Source organism: Rheinheimera sp. F8, assembly GCF_001518915.1.
This window is the reverse complement of sequence record NZ_CP013656.1, coordinates 3,215,479-3,234,743: the sequence shown is the minus strand read 5'-3', so window position 1 is coordinate 3,234,743 and position 19,265 is coordinate 3,215,479. Positions and strand designations below refer to the sequence as shown.

Below are 19,265 nucleotides of genomic sequence, written 5' to 3'. Positions count from 1 at the left end.
TAGCAGAAAGTTAGCCTTTTTAAGCGCACGTCTTTGTCTTATACTGCGGCGATTTTCGTTGTCGCATATTGGGTGCAAAGGAAGCTGGTTTGAGCGCTGAAACGTTTTATTTTTACGATCTGGAAACCTGGGGTGCGGATACGAAGAAGGACCGAATTTCCCAATTCGCAGGTCTTCGCACTACTCTGGATCTTGAGCCGCTTAATGAGCCACAAATGGCGTATTGCCAGTTGGCACCAGACTATTTACCCTCACCGACAGCGACGCTGATCACCGGGATCACGCCACAAAAATGCCAGCGCGATGGTCTGCCCGAAGTCGAATTTATCCGGCATTTGCATGAACAGCTGGCTACACCTGGCTCTTGTGTCATCGGCTACAACAACATTCGCTTTGATGATGAAATGGTAAGGCATACGCTGTTTCGTAATTTTATCGATCCTTATGGCCGGGAATGGCAGCATGGCAATAGCCGCTGGGATTTAATCGATGTGGTTCGCGCCTGTTTTGCCTTGCGACCTGAAGGTATTCAATGGCCTTTAAAAGAAGATGGCAGCCCGAGTTTTCGCCTGGAAGATCTGACAAAGGCCAATAATATCAGCCACCAAAATGCGCATGACGCCAGTAGTGACGTCTATGCCACAGTGGCACTTGCTAGTTTAATCAAGCGGGTCCAACCCAGATTATTTGATTATTTATGGCAGCACCGGCAAAAACAGAAGCTGACCGGACTGATTGATGTCGCGGGCCACACCCCGCTGGTGCACGTTTCTTCAAAGTTCCCGGCGCTGCAAGGTTGTTGTAGTTGGATTGTGCCGCTGGCCTTTCACCCAACGAATAAAAACGCAGTGATTTGTTTTAACCTGCAGCAGGACCCCAGTTTTTTGTTCAGTCTTTCAGCAGATGAAGTCCGGCGTCGGCTTTACGCCAAGACCAGTGAGCTGGCTGCCGATGAAATCAGACCTGCATTAAAACTAGTGCACCTGAACAAATGCCCGGTATTGGCACCGGCAAAAACGCTGTCGGCTGAGCGGGCTGAACAACTAGGCATAAACCGGGCACAGTGCCTGCAACATCTTGAACTATTGCGTCAGCAGCGGGATTTGATGTTGCGATTGGTGCAAGATATTTATCAGCCGGAATCATCGGCCGAACCTGGCCAATGTCCGGACTATAGTCTTTACCAAGGGTTTCTCTCCGATCAAGACCGTCGGCTGCTGCCGCAAATCCATCAGTTATCGCCGCAGCAATTGGCACTGGCGCCGCCAGTATTCCAAGACGACCGACTGAATCATCTGCTGTTTCGCTTCCGTGCCCGCAATTATCCGCATTCTCTCAATCATGCTGAGTTAGCCCAGTGGCAGCGATTCTGTAAAGACCGTTTACAATTTGGCGCTGAACAACCCGCCCGCACTTTGGATGATTTCATGTTAGAACTGGAGCAATGCGCAGAGCAAAGGCAAGATGATCCAACTGCAATAGGTTTATTAAAACAATTATTCAGTTATACCAACAGCATCTGACTACGCTGTTTCGATACAAACAACAGTAGCGAGGCAAAATATTGCCGTGTAGAATACACTTTATAACAGATGTAAAAACATCAGTGTCAATTTGCTTTACAGTAAGCATAAGTTACCGCACGCAATCAAGATAAAATCGTTTAAAATTAGCTATTTACATTTGTGGCAGGCTTTTTGCTTAATGCAAAGTAATCGGACTATGAGGTACCAAGATGAATCAGCAAAATGAAGCGCAACAAGGTCAAATGGAACAGCAACCTGAGCGTAAAGCGCAAAATGCATTCTCCCGCCGCAAGTTTTTATTGCAAGCCAGCGCAGTCAGTGTACCTGTGGTGCTGTCCCTGAAAAGCGGCAAGGCCTGGGGTTGTGTAGAGTTGAACTGTTCACCTGGTGATGATGCAAGTTTAAGTAATTCAGCATCGGGTGTAGCTTCAGCAACAGCTGAAGATAAAAAGAACGCTTATGAGCGGCCTCAGTGGTCAAGCCTTTCAGAAATTCAATATGCGTTCAGCCAAGATTACGACGGTTGGCTGTTAGGTACGTTTAATACTTCATTGTGTACCTATACAACGCAAGTAGTCAAAATTAAAGGTAAGAACGTTACCCAATACAAATACACGCGGATTAATTTCAGCAAATCGAACTATCAACACTGGTATGATTCAGTCGTATCTGAATTAAACGGCCCTATTTGCAAAAACTCACCGACCAGCGGTTTCGTAAATGACAAGCCAATTAAGCCTGAAATTCGTATTCCCGGCTTCTTTTTGCCAGCAAATATCGTACTCGTAAGTGGTAGCAATGTTTCTAAGCTAATCCCTGAGTTTTCGGGAACAGTTGGCGGCATTTTGTTTGGCAGTGAAACGCCGCAACAATATGCTCTGGCAGCAGTTCTGGGCTCATTGTGGGAACGTCACCCAGAATATCGTAAACGGTTCCAAGATAACCCAATTTGCTTCCCTGATACCGATGTGTTGATTGCCGCTATCAAAAAGGCATGCAACGAAGTTGACCATAACGGGCGTAGCAAGCTTTACGATTTAGGCGGACTGTTCAAGTTATACATGTCGCCACTCTGATCTTGAAATCATTACCGCAATACTTAGAAGCACTGCTCGGATTCGTTCCTGAATCTGACAGTGCTTTTGTCGTTGTTGAATGTCTGGACAATTCGGACAAAATCATTTTTAATCGCTGGACACATGCCACGGATGTCAAGACAGCGTCAGAGGCAATTCAGTCAGGAGAGACAGAGTCCCCGCCTTTATGACCACTTCATTTGCCCTCGACCTTGCTCCATTTAAGTTTCTCATCCAAACCAGCTCCCGAACCCTGTATTCGCAGTTAAGTGAACTCTACGTCCCGGACGTTCTGAAAAGCGTTTCCTCGGATTGCATTTATGACTTCGGGGTTAATTTTAAACGCCGCTTTTGGCAACCTGGCGGGAGCCTGGCATTTAAGCTCGGTAAACAACATTTTCGCTATGCGGAACCTTTTCAAGCAGTACCGATGTTCGAATGGGGATTAAACTGGTGTGTGGCGACTTACCAAAGCCGTTATCTATGCATTCATGCTGCGGTGTTAGAAAAGAATGGCCTTGCTGTGATTCTGCCGGCGCCACCAGGCTCAGGAAAGAGTACCTTGTGCGCGATGATGATGTTACAAGGCTGGCGGTTGTTATCAGATGAACATTGCATGCTTGACCCTGAAACGGGTCATATTTTGCCTTGTGTGAGACCACTTAGTCTTAAAAACAATTCACTTATGGTGATTAAGAACCTGTTCCCTACAGCAAATCTATTTCAGCGCACGGAAGGCACGCATAAAGGCACTATGGCCTACCTGCAACCCACAACAGTCAGCTGGACACAGCGTCATACTACGGCAATCCCACGTTTGGTTATTTTTCCAAAATTCAACGCTAAAACTGAAGGCCTATCCGGTTATGCGCTTTCACAGTCTGCATTATTTATGCAACTTGCGGTCAATAGCTTTAATTACAGTGTGATGGGCGAATGTGGCTTTCGCGCACTGTACCAAATGAGTTCGTCGGTTGAAGGCTTTTGCTTTGAATACAATGATGGCCAGCTTGCGATAGATCAGATAGAGGCGCTGCTAAATGAAGAGTGAATGTTTAGCTTTTGCCCGTTCTCCAGTTGGTTACTGTCAGCAAGCGTCATTTATGCAGTGGACAGCATTTATTAATGAAGCTCGCCAGTATGCGCTATTGGGTAGCTGTTATTTTTTAGCAAAAGACGCTGACATCTGGCATTTGATTCCAGCACAGGTGCAAAATCATCTGGTATCTGGATTTCACTATGCAGAGAAACAAAAAATAACTTTACTAAATGAGATGCTGGAACTGGAGAAAATCTTCGACGGTTCAAATGTACCAGCTATTTTAGTAAAAGGTGTCGCCTACCGGGTGGACGGATATGCATTTGCCCGTGGTCGTGTATTTTCTGACATTGATCTCCTAGTGCCTGACAGTCATTACAGATTGGCTTTGCAGATGTTAAAAGATGCTGGTTATCTTGAATTTACGATGTCTGCATATGACAGACGTTACTATTTGCGATGGACGCATCAACATCCACCACTAACCCACTTCCTGCGTGGTGCTAACATAGATTTGCACCACCATCTGTTTCCGATATCTTCTAATGAAAATATCTTGGTTGAACCACTTATTGATCATGCTTCTGCATTACCGGGCAGTGCATTTTCAGTGCCATCTCCTGCGTACCTTTTTATGCATGCAGCTGTACATCTGTTTTACCAGGATGAAACGCATAAACTGGTAAAAGATCTGGTTGACCTGAAGCTGCTTTATAAGGAAGTGATTGCGAGACAGAGTTTTACTGATATTTTGCAGGCTGCAGAAAAATCTAATGCTCAAGCTGCGGTTTTCTATGCTTTAAACACATTAAACCAGCTTTTTGCGATTGAGTTTCCTACTGAGATTCAGCAACTGGCACCTGCTGCGAGTAACTATCGATTATGGCAAATGCGGTTTTTGCTAACCCACTTGTTAGACAATACAAGTTTGTGGCATAGACCAGCTCATTTTTTCTGGTTTGTTCGTGGACATTTGCTAAAGATGGGGCCTTTTACATTGATATATCACTCTGTTGCGAAATCTATTGAACAGTTTAAAGAACGGAAAATAATGGGCAAAAAACAACGGGAATTGGACGCTCAAACCAGGCCTGGGGATGCACATTGAAAATACGCGGGTTCATTCGTATCGCTTTAGTTGTCTGTTCATTCACATTGTTAAATCAATGTGTGGCTCCAGCTTTGTTACTCGCGCCACAAAGCCAAATCATGTGGGCGCTGTTAAAACCAATGGTTGGCCTGGATCCCAAAGAAGCGAATCTATTTAAACAACCCATCATCCAGTCAAGACTCGAACCGCTACTAGGCAGTCATTATGCAGGTGCAGTGCAACTACTTGAAACAGCAGATAAAATCCAACAGGAAGGTCCGTTATTCTACGTGGTGTCGAAATATACACCTGTGCCTGAGCTGGCAGAAAAAGCTGGTTTTGTATGGAACTCAGAAACAAACCAAATGGCAGTGCTAATGGTCAGTGGCGGCGCTCCTCAGGTGTTTGCAGAAAAACTGAATGCGGAAGTAGCAGCGCAAATTCCGGTGTGGCCACAAGAACTCAGCGACTACACCGACCCCGCCAAACTGCAGCAACAAGCGTTAAATAAAGCCAAACAACAACTTACAGACAAAATCCCTGTGCCAACTGAAGTAGCGCCATTAGTAAATACTGTAACTGGTCTGAAAGATATAAAAGGTCAAACCAAGGCGCTTATAGGGGATAAACAACAGTCATTAGTAGATAATGCGTTATCACCACTAACTGAAGCGAAACGAAACGCAGAACAACAAATCCAACAAGTGAAAGATCAATCGACTTCCGCTGTGCTTGATCCGATGAACGATGCGAAACAGCAAGCACAGCAACAAATCCAGCAAGTCAAAGATCAATCGACTTCCGCTGTGCTTGATCAGATGAACGATGCGAAACAGCAAGCGCAGCAACAAATCCAGCAAGTCAAAGATCAATCGACTTCCGCTGTGCTTGATCCGATGAACGATGCGAAACAGCAAGCGCAGCAACAAATCCAGCAAGTCAAAGATCAATCAACATCTGCAGTGCTGAGTCCAGTCATGGAGACAAAGCAACAAGCGCAACAACAAATCCAGCAAGTGAAAGATCAATCGACTTCTGCTGTGCTTGATCCGCTGAACGATGCGAAACAGCAAGCGCAGCAACAGGTAGCGCCTGCAAAAACCAATATCAACATACCGCTCACGCAAACGACTTCCAGCGTTGAAATCTTCACAGAAGACGACCTTGCGGCTGAACTTGCAACTGAACAACAATCCATACAAGCTGAACAATCACAGCGCGTCAATGCGCTGCAGCAACAGATCGTTATAGCTGAACAGCAGTTGCAACAAGCTTCAACCGCAGAAGACCGGAAAAAGATCGAATTGCAGCTTCAGCAGCTCAAGACAACGCTGGATCTGCTGAAAGCTACTCACTGATTGGCAGATGTCAGGCTGCGCTGGCAAATGCAGTGACCACTGAGTCTTCAGCCGCATCATCCGCCTCTGGCGTGCCTGCTTCTGTCGATGCGCCCTCTTCGTCTTTAGGCTTTTTCACAGCCTTGGCTTTCCCCTGCAAGGCCGCTAATAATTCATCTTTGTTTTGTGCCAGATACAATGACAATAGCTCGGTCTGATTGTCATTCAGCATCTGGCTGCGCCCTAACAAATCGCCCATTAATTCAGCAAGGTCTAACATTTTGTCATAGGCGTCGGCCTGCTGTTTACTGGCAAAAGTCATTTTGGCTTCCCCGTCACGTTCCACGACATATTGAATGATAACTGGCATGATTAGCTCCCTGATTGAGTACTGATTATTTATACAGTTTAACTGTTTTTATGTCCAGTGGTTGCTGTGATTTTTTTCATTGTCGCCGGATCTGAATAAATTCAGTAAGATAGCTTGGTACTTCAAGGAGCAGGTTATGGATGTCTGGACCGAACGTCACCTATCGCAACAAGATAATCGCCCCGGCGATCACCGTTCTTCCTATCAGCGTGACAAAGCAAGAATCTTGCACAGTGCGGCCTTTCGCCGGCTGCAGGCTAAAACCCAAATCATGAGTGTGGGCCAGAATGACTTTTACCGCACCCGACTCACTCACTCTCTCGAAGCGGCGCAAATTGGTACGGCTCTCGTAGCCCAGCTGCGAAATAAAACCGCTGATACTCACCTACAGCAAATCCTGCCAGATGATGCATTAATGGAATCTCTGTGTCTGGCGCATGACCTCGGACATCCGCCATTTGGCCACGGTGGCGAAACCGCGCTGAATCAAAAAATGCTCAACTACGGTGGTTTTGAAGGCAATGGCCAGACGTTCCGGATTGTTGGCAAACTGGAACCCTACACCGAATCAGGCGGGATGGATCTATGTCGGCGTACGTTATTAGGCTTACTGAAGTACCCGGTATTGCAGCCCATGTCTGCGTTACCGGGCCAACATAAACCCACCAAAGCAATTTACCTTGAAGACCGAGCCTTGCTCGATTGGGTATTGGCGCCGCTGCAGCCAGCGGATCGCGCAGAATTTCAGCAAGTGCTGGTAGAACAGAGTAACCGCAAGTCTCGCTACAAATCGATCGACGCTTCTATTATGGAACTGGCGGATGATATCGCGTATGGCGTACATGATTTAGAAGACGCCGTAGTGACCGGAACTGTTACTGCCGCACAGTGGCAGCAAAAGTTAGCTGAAACCAGCCTTGAACCGACAGAGCGGCAATTTCTTGAACTAGCAGGCCAGCATTTATTCCGGCCGGAACACTATATCCGCAAAACGGCTATCGGCACTTTGGTGAACCGGCTCATTACCGCAATCGATTGGACAGAACCGTTGCCGCAAGCGAATGAGCCATTGATCCGTTTTAATGCTGGCTTGCCTGAACCTGAGCTGCGGATTTTGCAGTTACTGAAAGGCTTTATCTATCAGCATGTGATTTTGCACCCGGAACTGCAGCAAAATGAGTTTCGCGGCCAGCGTATTGTGCAGTCTTTGTTTGATGCCTTCGCAGCAGAGCCGACCCGACTATTGCCTGCGAATACTCAGCAACGCTGGCGGCTACTATCTGAGCAAGGCAGCGGCCAGCGCGCCGTTTGTGATTATATTGCCGGCATGACCGATGAATATGCCAGTCGTATGATGCAACGTCTGTATGGAGTAATGTTGTGAGTCCATCCCCTCGCCTGCAAATATTCGCCGGCCCCACTGCGTTTTCGCGTATTCAGCGGCATGGCTTGTTACCAGAAGACGTAAAAATGCTGGTGGGTGCCAGCGGTGGCCCCAAGTGGTTTTGTCTATTTGGACTTGATCAATATTTGCTGACGACCTTTTTTAAAAACCGTCAGACACCCTTGGAATTGCTTGGCAGTTCCGCCGGCGCCTGGCGTTTTGCCTGTTTTGCTCAAACCGATGGCGCTGCCGCATCGCGCCGCTTTTGCGATACCTACCGGACTTTGTGTTATCCGGCGAAAGCACCTATTGGCGAGGTTACCGCTATTTCCAGAACGGTCCTGGACGCCGTATTTCCAAACGCTGCACATATATCACAGGTCGTCAGTAATGAAATCTTTCGCCTCAATTTTATTGTGGCGCAAAAAAAAGGCCGGCCACTCGCCAGCAGTCGAATGGGTCAACTGGGCCAAATCAGTTCTGCAGCAGCTATTAATCTGTTACACCGGCCCTGGCTTGGCCGTTATTATCAACGCCTGCTGTTTTCACAAAAATACAGCCGGCTGGAGGCTCCTGCGGACTTACCGACCACGCGTCACGAACTGACCGCGGCGAATCTGCAAGCCGCGTTACTGGCGTCCGGCTCGATCCCGCTGGTGCTCGATCCGGTGACAGAAATTGCCGGCATGCAACAGGGTCTGTACATTGACGGCGGTCTTGTTGATTATCATTTTGCCTGGCCATTTCAGACAGATGGCCTTGTCCTGTTTCCGCATTTTTATTCACACGCAAGTCCGGGTTGGTTTGACAAATCATTGCCATGGCGCCGGGCAAAACCAAAGTTGTTCACCCAGGTCGCAATGTTATGCCCAACGCCACAATGGGTCACCAGCTTGCCGTATGGCAAAATTCCGGACCGCACAGACTTTAACAAGATGCCAGACGCTACACGCATCGCCTATTGGCAGGAAGTAACCGAGCGCTCCTTTGAATTGGCAGAGGATTTGGCAGCCAGTCGCTTTCAGTTGTTGCCATTTAACTAGCCCCTACCTGATTGTCGTATATCTGTCACCGGAAAGTCGCAGTTTTGTCACTGTGACTTCACACCAACGTCACTGAAACTGCAGAGAATGTCCGCGATTTTATAACAATACGGAGAATATCGTGCAGTTTCGCAAATCACTGATCAGTCTGGCATTGGCCAGCACTTTTGTTGCTTCAAACGGTCTGAGCGCTGCGGTTGAACCGAACGCAGAAGCGAGCATTGAAAAAATCGCGGTGACCGGGCAACGCATTGCTTATGCCAATAACACCACCGATGAGGCCATGCTGGATACAGTCTCACCTGCCGGGAACGTGCTTGATGCCATCAAATATCTGCCGGGTGTCAGTGTCGGTCAGGGCGATACTTTTGGCTCTGATGACTGGTCAACGACCATCTCCATGCGTGGCTTTAACGTCAACCTGAACGAACAACAGCTGGGTATCACTATCGATGGCCTGCCAAATGGCGGTTCGGCCTATGGTGGTGGCAGCAAAGCCAACCGGTATATGGATACTGAAAACACGGCGATGGTTGAAGTTGCTCAGGGTACTGCTGACATTGCTTCGGCATCGCTGGACGCACTTGGCGGCACACTGAACTTTATCTCCGCTGCGCCAGAAGCCGAAGCCGGTGTAAGCGCAGGTATTACCGGTGGTGACCATAATGCCCGTAAGTATTTTACCCGTTATGATACTGGCCAGCTGTTTGGCAATACTACGGCCTACATCAGTTTGTCAGATAGTTTCAATAATCGCTGGATTGGCAGCGGCAGTAATGGTTTTTCTGAACGTACTCACTTTGAAGCCAAGTCGGTCACCGAACTTGAGCACAGCAAAATCACCGCGCGTTTTTCTTATGACGACACAGCAGAAGACAACTACAACACAGTGTCTTTAGCCGAGTTTGAACAAAATCCAGCCTGGGATCGTCTGACTAGTCAGTGGACCGGCGACCCGGAAATTGACCAGAATTTTGCTGAAGCCTGGTCAACGCTGCGCGAAAACAGTTTCAGTTACGTCAAATGGGAACAAGAACTGGCTGACGACACCGATCTGACAGTGACGCCATATCTGCATTTACAAAGTGGCCGCGGCGACTGGTTACCACCTTACCAGGTCTATGTGACTGATAAAGATGGTAAACGCGTCAACAAAGGTACAGGTAACGGTCAGTTACAACGTTATACCCACGTCGATGCGCAAGGCCGGCCAATTCTCGACCCGAAAGCAGATTTATCCAAGGCCACCCGCGTATCATCATTCCGCCATACCCATTATGAAAAAGACCGTGCTGGCCTGACATCAGAGCTGAAAGTACAGTTGGATAATCATCAGCTGCGCGCTGGTGTCTGGTATGAACAGCAAGACCGCAACGAAACACGTGACTGGCATCAGGTGCTGAATGCCAAGGTTTATCACTATTTTAATGAAACGCCGTATTGGGTCCATTACGATCGTGATTACAGCACTGATACGTTAAAACTGTTTGCACAGGATACGATTGAGCTGGGTGATCTGACGCTGACCGCTGGCGTGAAGCAATTCTACGTTGATGTAGAACGGCAGGATAATATTGTTACCAGCAATGCCGGTGAGTTATCCAGTGATTCTGATCCACTGTTTTCAGTCGGTGCCGTGTACCGTATGACTGACAGCGTCGAAGCCTTTGCCGGTTTTAGCCAGAATTTCAAAGCCATTGGCGATGCCATTCTGGAAACCAGTCAGGATTTCAGCAAATTAGAAGCTGAAACTGCTGATAACATCGACTTTGGTCTGCGTTACAACGCCGACGATCTGTCGTTAAATCTGACGCTGTACAGCACGACTTTTGATAATCGCATCACCTTCTTACAACCTGGTGCAAACCAAGGCGCACCGGATTATCTGAATGAGCTGGATGGGACTTATATCAACGTCGGCGGTATTGATGCCAAAGGCGTAGAAACCAGTCTGAACTGGCAATTAAACGAGATTTGGTCTGTTTACGGTGCATTGACGCTCAATGATGCGGTCTATAACCAGACGGTGAATGGCACCATCAAAGAAGGCAATCAGAACGTGAAGAACCCACGTGGCATCTTCGAAGACGATCAGGTTGCCGGTTCGCCGGAAACAATTGTCACTTTGTCTGCCCGCTTCACAACCGACAAATACAATGGTGCCCTGACCGCTCGTCATACTGCTGAGTACTATGGTGCGGCGCTGGGTGGCAACAAAGACCAACTGCCGGCATCGACGGTGCTGGACCTGTCTTTAGGCTACCAAAAGACGCTGAGTCAGGATGCGATGTTCCAGTATGTTGATTTGTCATTGCTGGTAAACAACCTGACGGATGAAGAATATCTGTCTGGTGGCCAGGAAGGCGCTTATTACATCGGTGCCGGTCGTACTGCCAGTTTTACTGTCAGTCTGGGTTTTTGATGTTTTAGCGATTAACTGAAGTGTTTAAGAAATAATAAGGGCGCCAGCGGCGCCCTTATTTCATTCAGTATCAAGTTAATACAATATCAGGACGCCGGCGTTTCAACGGTTGAATGCGAAGCTACAGCTTTTTTCCGTTTAAAGCGTGCTTTGATCCGGCGTTTCATTGTTTCCAGACTGTCATAGAAAGTCGGAACTACTAATAAGGTCAGTATTGTCGACGTAATAGTCCCGCCGATCACCGCGATACCTAGCGGCCGATAGAAACCTGAGCCTTCACCGACACCAATTGCAACCGGCAGCATACCGGCAACCAGGGCAAAAGTTGTCATCAGGATTGGCCGTAAGCGCTCGCGACCTGCAGCGATCAACGATTCTTCCAGTGACATACCTTCAAGCTGTTCTTTTTTCCGCGCGCAGTCTACTAACAAGATGGCATTTTTCGCCACAATGCCCATCAGCATCACGACACCGATCAGACTCATCAGATTAAGCGTCGAATTACCGATTAACAGCGCCAGTACCACGCCAATTAACGACAATGGCAGCGACATCATAATAGCAACCGGTGCCATAAAGCTGTGGAACTGTACGACCAGGATCAGATACATCAGGACTACAGCAAGACCAAGCGCGCCAAAGATTTTGCCAAATACTTCCTGTTGGTCGCGGCCTTCACCACCGACCACCAGATCGTAACCCGGCGGGAAATCGATTTGTTTCGCCAGTTTCATCGCATCAGCGAATACTTCACCAAAACTGCGGCCCTGCACGTTAGCAGTCACCGCCATCATGGTTTCCCGATCTAAGTGTTCGATCAACGCCGGGCCTTTACCTAATGTCACAGTCGCAACCTGCTCCAACGGCACCAGCGCACCCGTTTTGCTGGATAACAGTGGCAACTGTTCCAAATCAGCGACTGTTGCCCGCTCTTCTGGCCGTACCCGAACAAATACGTTACGGGTTTCACCGGTTGGATCTACCCAGTCGCCAATTTCAGCACCGGCAAAAGCCAGCCGCATCGCATTAGCCGCATCACTCATTGACAGACCGACACTGGCCGCCAGACCGCGGTCAAATTCAACCTGCAGCTCTGGTTTTGGATCCTGCGCCGACAAACCAACATCGACGGCTCCCGGGACTTTTCTCAGTTTCTCCACATAGTCCATCACGATGCCTTCCAGCACGCGGGTTTCCGGGCCACGGAACTGGATCTGCAGAGGCTTACCATCACCACCACCACCGCCGTTCAAGTCAGCAGAAACAGTGATCTCTGCACCAACCAACGATTTAATTTTGCCCCGAACCTCTTCAGCGACTTCTTTGGCGCTACGGTTGCGATCTTTTTCCGGCACCAGACGAACGAATACCTGGGCACGGGTAATGTTACCCTGTACCCCTATCGTTGTTTGTGTATAGCGATGCTCTGGCAATACTTGTGTAATTTCAGCAACTTGTGCCGCTTTGGCTTTAGTGTATTCGATGCTGGCTTCACTCGGTGCGCGGATAGACACGATAAAGGCACCGTTGTCTGTGTCCGGCATAAAACCGGAACCGCCAAATTTACCTTGCAGAAACAAAGCACCGAAAAAGCTCAGAAATGCCAGCGACCACATCGATTTACGATGCTTCAGCGCCCAGCCGATTAAACGTGAATAACGTTCCGCCTGATGATCAAACCAAATATTAAATTTTTGGAATACTTTACCCAGGCCACGCCGTTTGATGTTTTTGTCATGATCCGGGTCGTGCCAGTAGGCCGACATCATCGGGTCTATGGTAAAAGAGATAAATAATGACACCAGCACAGAACACGCGACAGTCAGACCAAAGGGTTTAAACCATTGACCGGTAATACCATCTAAAAAAGCGATCGGAATAAATACCGCGACAATCGACATCGTCGTTGCAATAACCGCCATGCCTATTTCGCGCGTGCCGTCTCGGGCCGCCGTCATATTGTCTTTACCCATTTCCATGTGACGGACAATATTTTCCCGCACCACGATCGCATCATCGATCAGCACGCCAATCGCCAGCGACAGGCCAAGTAAAGACATAAAGTTCAGCGTAAAACCACAGGCCCAGACCGCAATAAATGATGCCAGTACTGAGGTGGGTAAAGCCAGCGATGTGATCAGCGTCGAGCGCCAGGAATTTAAGAACACAAACACCACGACAATAGTCAGCAGTGCACCAAGACCCAAGGCTTCAGTGACGTTGCGCATACTGGCTGCGACGTCTTCACCCTGATCCGACACAATGACCAGTTCCACTTCTTTTGGCAGGGTTTTATTAATTTCTTCGAGCTTGGCTTTGATTTCATCCGTCACTGAAATCGTTGAAGCTTCCCGCGCTTTGGTGATATCAATCCCCAGCGCCTTTTTGCCATTAAAAAACGATAAACGCCGTTGTTCTGCGCCACCGTCGACGATGTCAGCGACCTGACCGAGCCGGATCGCCTGATCACCGGTTTGCTTCACGACCATCTGTTCGAATTCAGTGACATCTTTCAGACGCCCTTGCAGACGGATACTTTGCTCTTCCAGACCGTTCACGACCCTGCCAACCGGTGCGGCCAGATTCTGCGAACGCAGCGCTGCGACCACTTCCTGCGCCGAGACTTTCGCTTCGCGCATCGCATGGCTGTTCAGGAACACTGTCATTTCGCGTTCCAGTTCACCTTCCAGCTCCACCAGCGCGACACCAGGTACCGAACGTAACTGCCGGCCAATCTGGATCTCGGCCAGACGGGATAATTCCAGTGGCGACAACACATCAGAGGACAGTGCCAGCGACATCACCGGTTGCGCGTTTGGATCTGCTCTGTTGATAAAAGGCTCTTTCATCTCGGTCGGCAGTTTGTCACGCACTGTCGAAATACTGTCGCGCAGCTCCTGAGCCGCCGCGGTTAAATCTTTATCAAAATCAAAGAACACCACGATGGTCGCGCTGGATTCACGCGCATAAGAACGAATGTCGCGGATGCCCTGAATGGTCGACATCGAGTCTTCGACCCGGTTTAATATCTCCCGCTCCACTGTTTCAGGTGAGGCGCCAGGATAAGGCACATTGACCACCAGTACCGGCGGCTGTACATCCGGAAACTGGTTAGTTTTTAAATTAGTCAGCGCGAAGTAGCCAAACAGCATCAGCGCGATAGTGACCACGACCACGACCAGCGGTCGTTTAATACTGAAGTCCGATAAGATCATAATTATTTCCCGACCGCTGGCTGACTGGCCTCAGTGGCTTTTCCGGCCACTTCAGTTTTGGTATCAATGGTCACGCTGATACCGTCTTTTAATGCGCCTTGTGGGTGGCGCAGAATTTGTTGACCGACGCTGATACCACTTAATACCTGCACTGTGCCAAAACGCGGATCTTTAGCACCGGTTTCTACCGCAGTTTTCATCAGCTTGTTGTCTTTAAGCACCCAGACAAATTGCAGATCGCCTTCATTAACAAGGCTCGACGGCGCCAGCATCACACTTTGTTGCTGTGCCACCGAGATAAAACCTTCGGCGTATAAGCCCGCAACAAATGAAGCTTGTTCAGTCAGTTTAACAAACACTTGAACCTGACGGGTTTGCTCGTTGGCTTGTGGATTGATCCGCTCGATTTCGCCATTAAAGCGCTGACCCGGATAGCCATTCACTTTAAAATTAACCGTTGAGCCAACTTTGACCGCGCCAACCTGATCGGCGGCAATATAACCTTCAAACCGCATACTGCCCGGATTAATCAGCACTAACAAAGCTTTACCAATTTGCGCTGTATCACCGGATGATACTTTCCGCACCGCGACAACACCGTCAAATGGTGCCCGCACTTCAGTGCGTTCTAACTGCTGGCGGGCTTCAACGGTGCGGGCTTTGGCTGAAGCGAGGTCAGACTGGGTCTGATTGGCTTTGATCTCGGCAGTTTCCAGCACTTCAGCAGTGACCAGATTCTGCTTGTTTAATTTCTGCATGCGTTTTAACTGGCGGGTTGCCTGATCTGCGGCAACATGGGCAGAACGTTCGGCTTCCTGTGCGGACAATAACTTATCGCGGAAGGTGGTTTGATCCAGTTGCACCAGTACTTCACCGGTTTTCACCACATCGCCGTTGTCTTTTAACACACGGGTTACGATGCCACCGACTTCGGCGTTCAGTTCTGCTTTGATCACAGGCTGTAAAGTGCCGGAGATCATCGGTCCCTGTGATAACTCACTGGTCGCGATGGTCAGAATATCCTGGGATACCAATTGCAGATTTGAGACGGTTTCTTCTGTCGTGTTGGACTCGGTGGGCTTTGAGCATGCACTTAACATCAATGTCAGGGCAAGTGCCAATATAGTGAGTTGAGGTAAACCTTTCATAAACCAGCTTCCAGATAAATTTAAGATAATATTCCGAAGCCTAGTCTATCGAAAGCGTCCGCAAAACCAACCGCTTAAACAGTAACAAGTTATGTCAATGAACCTTCTGTTTGGTCATTGATTTTGCTGCACAAGTTTCAGCCCGTGCTTTTACCGCTATGGCGGTAAAATCTGTAAACACACCGTCAACATCCTGCTGATAACGCTGCTGCAATTCATCCTGTAAAGTTGCAAAATTGCCGGGTAAAAATTCAGCTTCAGCCCGAAATGTATAAGGGTGCAGCTGTAAGCCGTAGAGTTTTAATTGCGACGCAGATACCAGTGGAATATTCAGTGGATACCATTGTTCTTTCCAGGGGCCAACACCGTCGGCGTATTGACTTATAAATTTAAGGCCGTCCGGAGTGATCAAAGTCCCATAGTGAAAACCAGTCTGACCGAGCAGTGCTTGCTGCTGTATCAGCATCTGGGTCGATGCCGGCCGGCTCACCAGGTCCCACGGCTCGGCGAAATTTGATTGGGGGTATAAAGCGGTACCACTGATATCACCAATCAGCTGAACCAGCTTCGCATCAACCTGATATTGCTGCAGACCTTGCTGGCGCATCCACCATAAATTGCTGATCTCAAAAGACTGGATATAGATTGGATAGCTTTGTGTTTGCTGCCAACTCGCCAATTGCTGTAACAATTGTTCGGAGATATTGCGATTGATCAACTGACCACCGAGCAAACGGCCTTCAGACAAAAAATAGGTAGGATGTTTGGTTTCCAGATATAAACCGACTTTTCGGCCATACTGCAGCTCAAAGCGCTGCACCAGCTGCATCACTTCGGCAAGCGTTAAAATACCATATTGATCATTATGTTGCCGATTGGCCGGGCGGATAAGCGGTTTTGATTCACGTAGCCTGACCTGACGCAGCTCCGCCAGCGTGAAATCTTCACTGAACCAGCCGTCAACCATCACACCATCAATTTTTTTGCTCGTTTTACGGTCGGCAAATTGCGGCAAGTCAGCGATATTGGTGCTTTGGCTTAACTCATTTTCATGCCGGCTGATTAACACACCGTCTTTTGTCGGTACTAAATCGGCTTCGATAAAATCCGCGCCTTGTAACATCGCTTGCCAATACGCAATCTCGCTGTGCTCCGGATAATTGCCGCTGGCACCGCGATGCGCGATCACCAGAGGCCATGTCGGGCATGCGGCCTGCACGCTCAGGCTGAAGAAACACAGGAAAACACTGAAAAAACGCATTGATGACACTCCAGACCAGCAAAGCTTCAGAGTGTAGGTCGCAAAAATGACGGCTGAATGACAACTAAAGCGGGTTGAGGGGGCGTGCCAGATAGATCGCATCTGCGCCATAGCTGGTCAGCGCCATGTTGGCTGCCTCTGACAAAGCATCGACAACGTCAAACTGTTGTTGCTGCCAGAACGCTGCTGAATTCTGCACAGCAACCAGCGCTGCGTACGACAAACCAAGAGTGCCGGCATAACTGAGCGCTTGCTGTAACAACGCTGTCGCTACACCCTGACCGCGTGCATCGGGACTCACGGCCATATCATGCAAATACAGGCAATTTGCCTGTTCATATTGGCCGAATTCAGCACCTAAAGGATTGATTTGTCCCAGCCGGGACGGATAACTAAACAGGTAGCCCCAGATTTTGTCCTGGTAACAAGCCAACCAGCAAGATTGTGGATAGAGCATCAGCCGTTTAGCGACGACTTGGGGGGATTCATAAAACTCATCTGCATAACAGTGGTCCTGTAACCGGACCACTGCATTCAGATCGGCAATTTGCATTAAACGGATGTGAAACATAACTCTTTGGCCTGCGACAGCAGCAACAGGCAGCCACCGCGTGAGATTATTCGATCGCTTTGAGCAGCGTCTTATCCAGACCGTCTGCGGTTAACAACTTAATCACAGCATGACAATGGTCAATGGTGAAGTCGCCTTCTTTGATCTGCGCATTTAAGGCATCGCGGCGTTTTTGTACCACGCTGTTCAGCATGCCAGAATCAATACTGCCTTTGGTTTTTGCATCCAGCTTATCCAGCCAGGGATACAAAGTACTTTCAGCTGCATAAGCATCTTTTCGCACTGACGGATGAAAATCCTGACAGGCATTCAGATTGAGCAGATAAAAATTCAGATAACCGGCGACAGTGACTAACTTGTAATCTTGATCTGCAGCCTGAACCGGCAGCATGCTGCTCAGAAGTAAGCCCGCTAAACACCATTTTTTCATCAGTAGCATCCCGCTTAAGTTGCGTTATCTAAACAATCTAATCAGAAAACTCTTAATTTGCAATCAAGTGTAGAAAAATCAATAAAGAAGGCATCCTTGTTTGCGGATGCCTTCGTTTTATTCCAGCGTATTCGCCGGTACCCTGACGTACCCTTCCATCAGGACGCGCGCACTGCGGCTCATGATGGCTTTTGTTACAGTCCATTGCCCATTGACCTGACTGGCCGCGGCACCGACTCTCAGAGTTCCGCTGGGATGCCCGAAACGCACCGCCGTTCGTTCACCACCTCCGGCTGCCAGATTAACCAGCGTGCCGGGAATAGCTGCTGCAGTGCCAATAGCTACAGCACAAGTGCCCATCATCGCGTGATGGAGTTTTCCCATTGACAACGCGCGTACCGACAGGTCAATCGTATCGGCCGTGACTGTTTTACCGCTTGAAGACTGGTACGTTGCTGGCGGGCTGACAAAAGCAATTTTTGGCGTGTGCTGCCGGGCCGCAGCTTCACTGATGTCCTGAATCAGCCCCATTTGTAAGGCACCATAAGCCCGGATGGTTTCAAAACGGGTCAACGCTGCTGCATCACCGTTGATCGCGTCCTGCAGCTCAGTGCCCTGATAACCCAGTTCTGCTGCGTTTAAAAAAATTGTCGGAATACCGGCATTGATAAAAGTTGCGTTAAAAGAACCAATATCCGGTACTTCAAGCACATCCACCAGGCGACCGGTCGGAAACATGGAACCGCCGCCCTCACCTTCATCAGCGGCCGGATCAAGGAATTCAAGCTCAACTTCAGCCGCAGGAAAGGTCACACCGTCAAGTTCAAAATCGCCATCTTCCTGCACCTGTCCGTTGACCATCGGAATATGCGCAATGATGGTTTTTTGAATATTGACCTGCCAAATCCGTACTGTGGCGAGGCCATTTTGTGGCAGTGTTGACGCATCAATCAAACCGGACTGAATGGCAAAAGAGCCAACCGCCGCCGATAAATTGCCGCAATTACCGCTCCAGTCGACAAATGCTTTATCAATCGCCACCTGGCCAAACAAATAATCGACATCATGGTCAGGCTGAGTGGTCGGACCAAGGATGACGGTCTTACTGGTACTGGATGTGGCGCCGCCCATACCATCAATTTGTTTGCCGTAAGGGTCCGGGCTGCCAATCACACGCAGTAACAGCGCATCACGCGCCGGACCTGCAACTTGTGCAGCTGGTGGTAAATCACTCAGTCGAAAAAAAACGCCTTTACTGGTGCCGCCGCGCATATAGGTCGCCGGCACTTTTATCTGTGGTGCATAAGACATGACTTCACCTTAATATTCGTAAGACAAAGCCGGCACAGCGTC

At 48.8% G+C, this 19,265-nt stretch carries 15 protein-coding genes; 8 read left to right on the top strand and 7 right to left on the bottom strand.

Annotated features, from left to right (window positions below):
* The first annotated feature begins 89 nt into the window (after window positions 1-89).
* The 5 genes from sbcB (at window position 90) to ATY27_RS14420 (ending at window position 6,089) form a co-directional block, all read left to right on the top strand.
* Complete coding sequence (gene sbcB, locus ATY27_RS14440; RefSeq protein ID WP_208931328.1) at window positions 90-1,523, top strand: exodeoxyribonuclease I; 1,434 nt, start codon at window positions 90-92, stop codon at window positions 1,521-1,523.
* Window positions 1,524-1,735: 212 nt separating this feature from the next.
* Window positions 1,736-2,602 carry a hypothetical protein gene (locus tag ATY27_RS14435; protein WP_208931327.1) on the top strand — a complete coding sequence of 289 codons (867 nt, stop codon included), beginning with the start codon at window positions 1,736-1,738 and terminating at the stop codon, window positions 2,600-2,602.
* A 187-nt stretch (window positions 2,603-2,789) separates the two neighbouring features.
* Window positions 2,790-3,653, top strand: coding sequence for an HprK-related kinase A (locus ATY27_RS14430; RefSeq protein ID WP_208931326.1), 864 nt, complete (start codon window positions 2,790-2,792; stop codon window positions 3,651-3,653).
* Window positions 3,643-4,749 carry a nucleotidyltransferase family protein gene (locus ATY27_RS14425; protein WP_208931325.1) on the top strand — a complete coding sequence of 369 codons (1,107 nt, stop codon included), beginning with the start codon at window positions 3,643-3,645 and terminating at the stop codon, window positions 4,747-4,749. Before ATY27_RS14430 ends, ATY27_RS14425 begins: the two co-directional genes overlap by 11 nt.
* Window positions 4,750-4,811: 62 nt before the next feature.
* Window positions 4,812-6,089 carry a hypothetical protein gene (locus ATY27_RS14420; RefSeq protein ID WP_208931324.1) on the top strand — a complete coding sequence of 426 codons (1,278 nt, stop codon included), beginning with the start codon at window positions 4,812-4,814 and terminating at the stop codon, window positions 6,087-6,089.
* A gap of 10 nt (window positions 6,090-6,099) precedes the next feature.
* Here the strand turns inward: ATY27_RS14420 and ATY27_RS14415 are convergent, their stop codons facing one another.
* On the bottom strand, window positions 6,100-6,438 hold the full coding sequence (locus tag ATY27_RS14415; RefSeq protein ID WP_208931323.1) for a YebG family protein: 339 nt from the start codon (window positions 6,436-6,438) through the stop codon (window positions 6,100-6,102).
* Window positions 6,439-6,574: 136 nt separating this feature from the next.
* Here ATY27_RS14415 and ATY27_RS14410 point away from each other — a divergent pair, with 136 nt between their 5' ends.
* The 3 genes from ATY27_RS14410 to ATY27_RS14400 all read left to right on the top strand — a co-directional run bounded on the left by ATY27_RS14410 (window position 6,575) and on the right by ATY27_RS14400 (window position 11,287).
* Entirely contained in the window at window positions 6,575-7,822 is a 1,248-nt protein-coding gene (locus tag ATY27_RS14410) for an anti-phage deoxyguanosine triphosphatase (protein ID WP_208931322.1), read from the top strand.
* Window positions 7,819-8,865: a patatin-like phospholipase family protein gene (locus ATY27_RS14405; RefSeq protein WP_244151318.1), complete on the top strand. Its 1,047-nt coding sequence runs from the start codon at window positions 7,819-7,821 to the stop codon at window positions 8,863-8,865. Before ATY27_RS14410 ends, ATY27_RS14405 begins: the two co-directional genes overlap by 4 nt.
* Window positions 8,866-8,986: 121 nt before the next feature.
* Window positions 8,987-11,287 carry a TonB-dependent receptor gene (locus ATY27_RS14400; RefSeq protein ID WP_244151317.1) on the top strand — a complete coding sequence of 767 codons (2,301 nt, stop codon included), beginning with the start codon at window positions 8,987-8,989 and terminating at the stop codon, window positions 11,285-11,287.
* A gap of 86 nt (window positions 11,288-11,373) precedes the next feature.
* On the opposite strand, the gene ATY27_RS14395 is transcribed toward ATY27_RS14400, so the two are convergent.
* The 6 genes from ATY27_RS14395 to prpF all read right to left on the bottom strand — a co-directional run bounded on the left by ATY27_RS14395 (window position 11,374) and on the right by prpF (window position 19,223).
* Entirely contained in the window at window positions 11,374-14,502 is a 3,129-nt protein-coding gene (locus ATY27_RS14395) for an efflux RND transporter permease subunit (protein WP_208931321.1), read from the bottom strand.
* 2 nt (window positions 14,503-14,504) lie between these two features.
* Complete coding sequence (locus ATY27_RS14390; protein ID WP_208931320.1) at window positions 14,505-15,650, bottom strand: efflux RND transporter periplasmic adaptor subunit; 1,146 nt, start codon at window positions 15,648-15,650, stop codon at window positions 14,505-14,507.
* A gap of 94 nt (window positions 15,651-15,744) precedes the next feature.
* Window positions 15,745-16,911 carry a glycerophosphodiester phosphodiesterase family protein gene (locus tag ATY27_RS14385; RefSeq protein ID WP_208931319.1) on the bottom strand — a complete coding sequence of 389 codons (1,167 nt, stop codon included), beginning with the start codon at window positions 16,909-16,911 and terminating at the stop codon, window positions 15,745-15,747.
* Window positions 16,912-16,975: 64 nt separating this feature from the next.
* Entirely contained in the window at window positions 16,976-17,482 is a 507-nt protein-coding gene (locus tag ATY27_RS14380) for a GNAT family N-acetyltransferase (protein ID WP_208931318.1), read from the bottom strand.
* 46 nt (window positions 17,483-17,528) lie between these two features.
* On the bottom strand, window positions 17,529-17,912 hold the full coding sequence (locus tag ATY27_RS14375; RefSeq protein WP_208931317.1) for a hypothetical protein: 384 nt from the start codon (window positions 17,910-17,912) through the stop codon (window positions 17,529-17,531).
* 117 nt (window positions 17,913-18,029) lie between these two features.
* Entirely contained in the window at window positions 18,030-19,223 is a 1,194-nt protein-coding gene (prpF, locus tag ATY27_RS14370; protein ID WP_208931316.1) for a 2-methylaconitate cis-trans isomerase PrpF, read from the bottom strand.
* Window positions 19,224-19,265: the final 42 nt, after the last annotated feature.

Bases quoted from the DNA above. Each gene is read 5' to 3' on its own strand.
- ATY27_RS14435 (WP_208931327.1), top strand. From the start codon at position 1,736: ATGAATCAGCAAAATGAAGCGCAACAAGGTCAAATGGAACAGCAACCT.
- ATY27_RS14430 (WP_208931326.1), top strand. From the start codon at position 2,790: ATGACCACTTCATTTGCCCTCGACCTTGCTCCATTTAAGTTTCTCATC.
- ATY27_RS14425 (WP_208931325.1), top strand. From the start codon at position 3,643: ATGAAGAGTGAATGTTTAGCTTTTGCCCGTTCTCCAGTTGGTTACTGT.
- ATY27_RS14415 (WP_208931323.1), bottom strand. From the start codon at position 6,438: ATGCCAGTTATCATTCAATATGTCGTGGAACGTGACGGGGAAGCCAAA.
- ATY27_RS14410 (WP_208931322.1), top strand. From the start codon at position 6,575: ATGGATGTCTGGACCGAACGTCACCTATCGCAACAAGATAATCGCCCC.
- ATY27_RS14395 (WP_208931321.1), bottom strand. From the start codon at position 14,502: ATGATCTTATCGGACTTCAGTATTAAACGACCGCTGGTCGTGGTCGTG.
- ATY27_RS14390 (WP_208931320.1), bottom strand. From the start codon at position 15,650: ATGAAAGGTTTACCTCAACTCACTATATTGGCACTTGCCCTGACATTG.
- ATY27_RS14385 (WP_208931319.1), bottom strand. From the start codon at position 16,911: ATGCGTTTTTTCAGTGTTTTCCTGTGTTTCTTCAGCCTGAGCGTGCAG.
- ATY27_RS14380 (WP_208931318.1), bottom strand. From the start codon at position 17,482: ATGTTTCACATCCGTTTAATGCAAATTGCCGATCTGAATGCAGTGGTC.
- ATY27_RS14375 (WP_208931317.1), bottom strand. From the start codon at position 17,912: ATGAAAAAATGGTGTTTAGCGGGCTTACTTCTGAGCAGCATGCTGCCG.
- prpF (WP_208931316.1), bottom strand. From the start codon at position 19,223: ATGTCTTATGCACCACAGATAAAAGTGCCGGCGACCTATATGCGCGGC.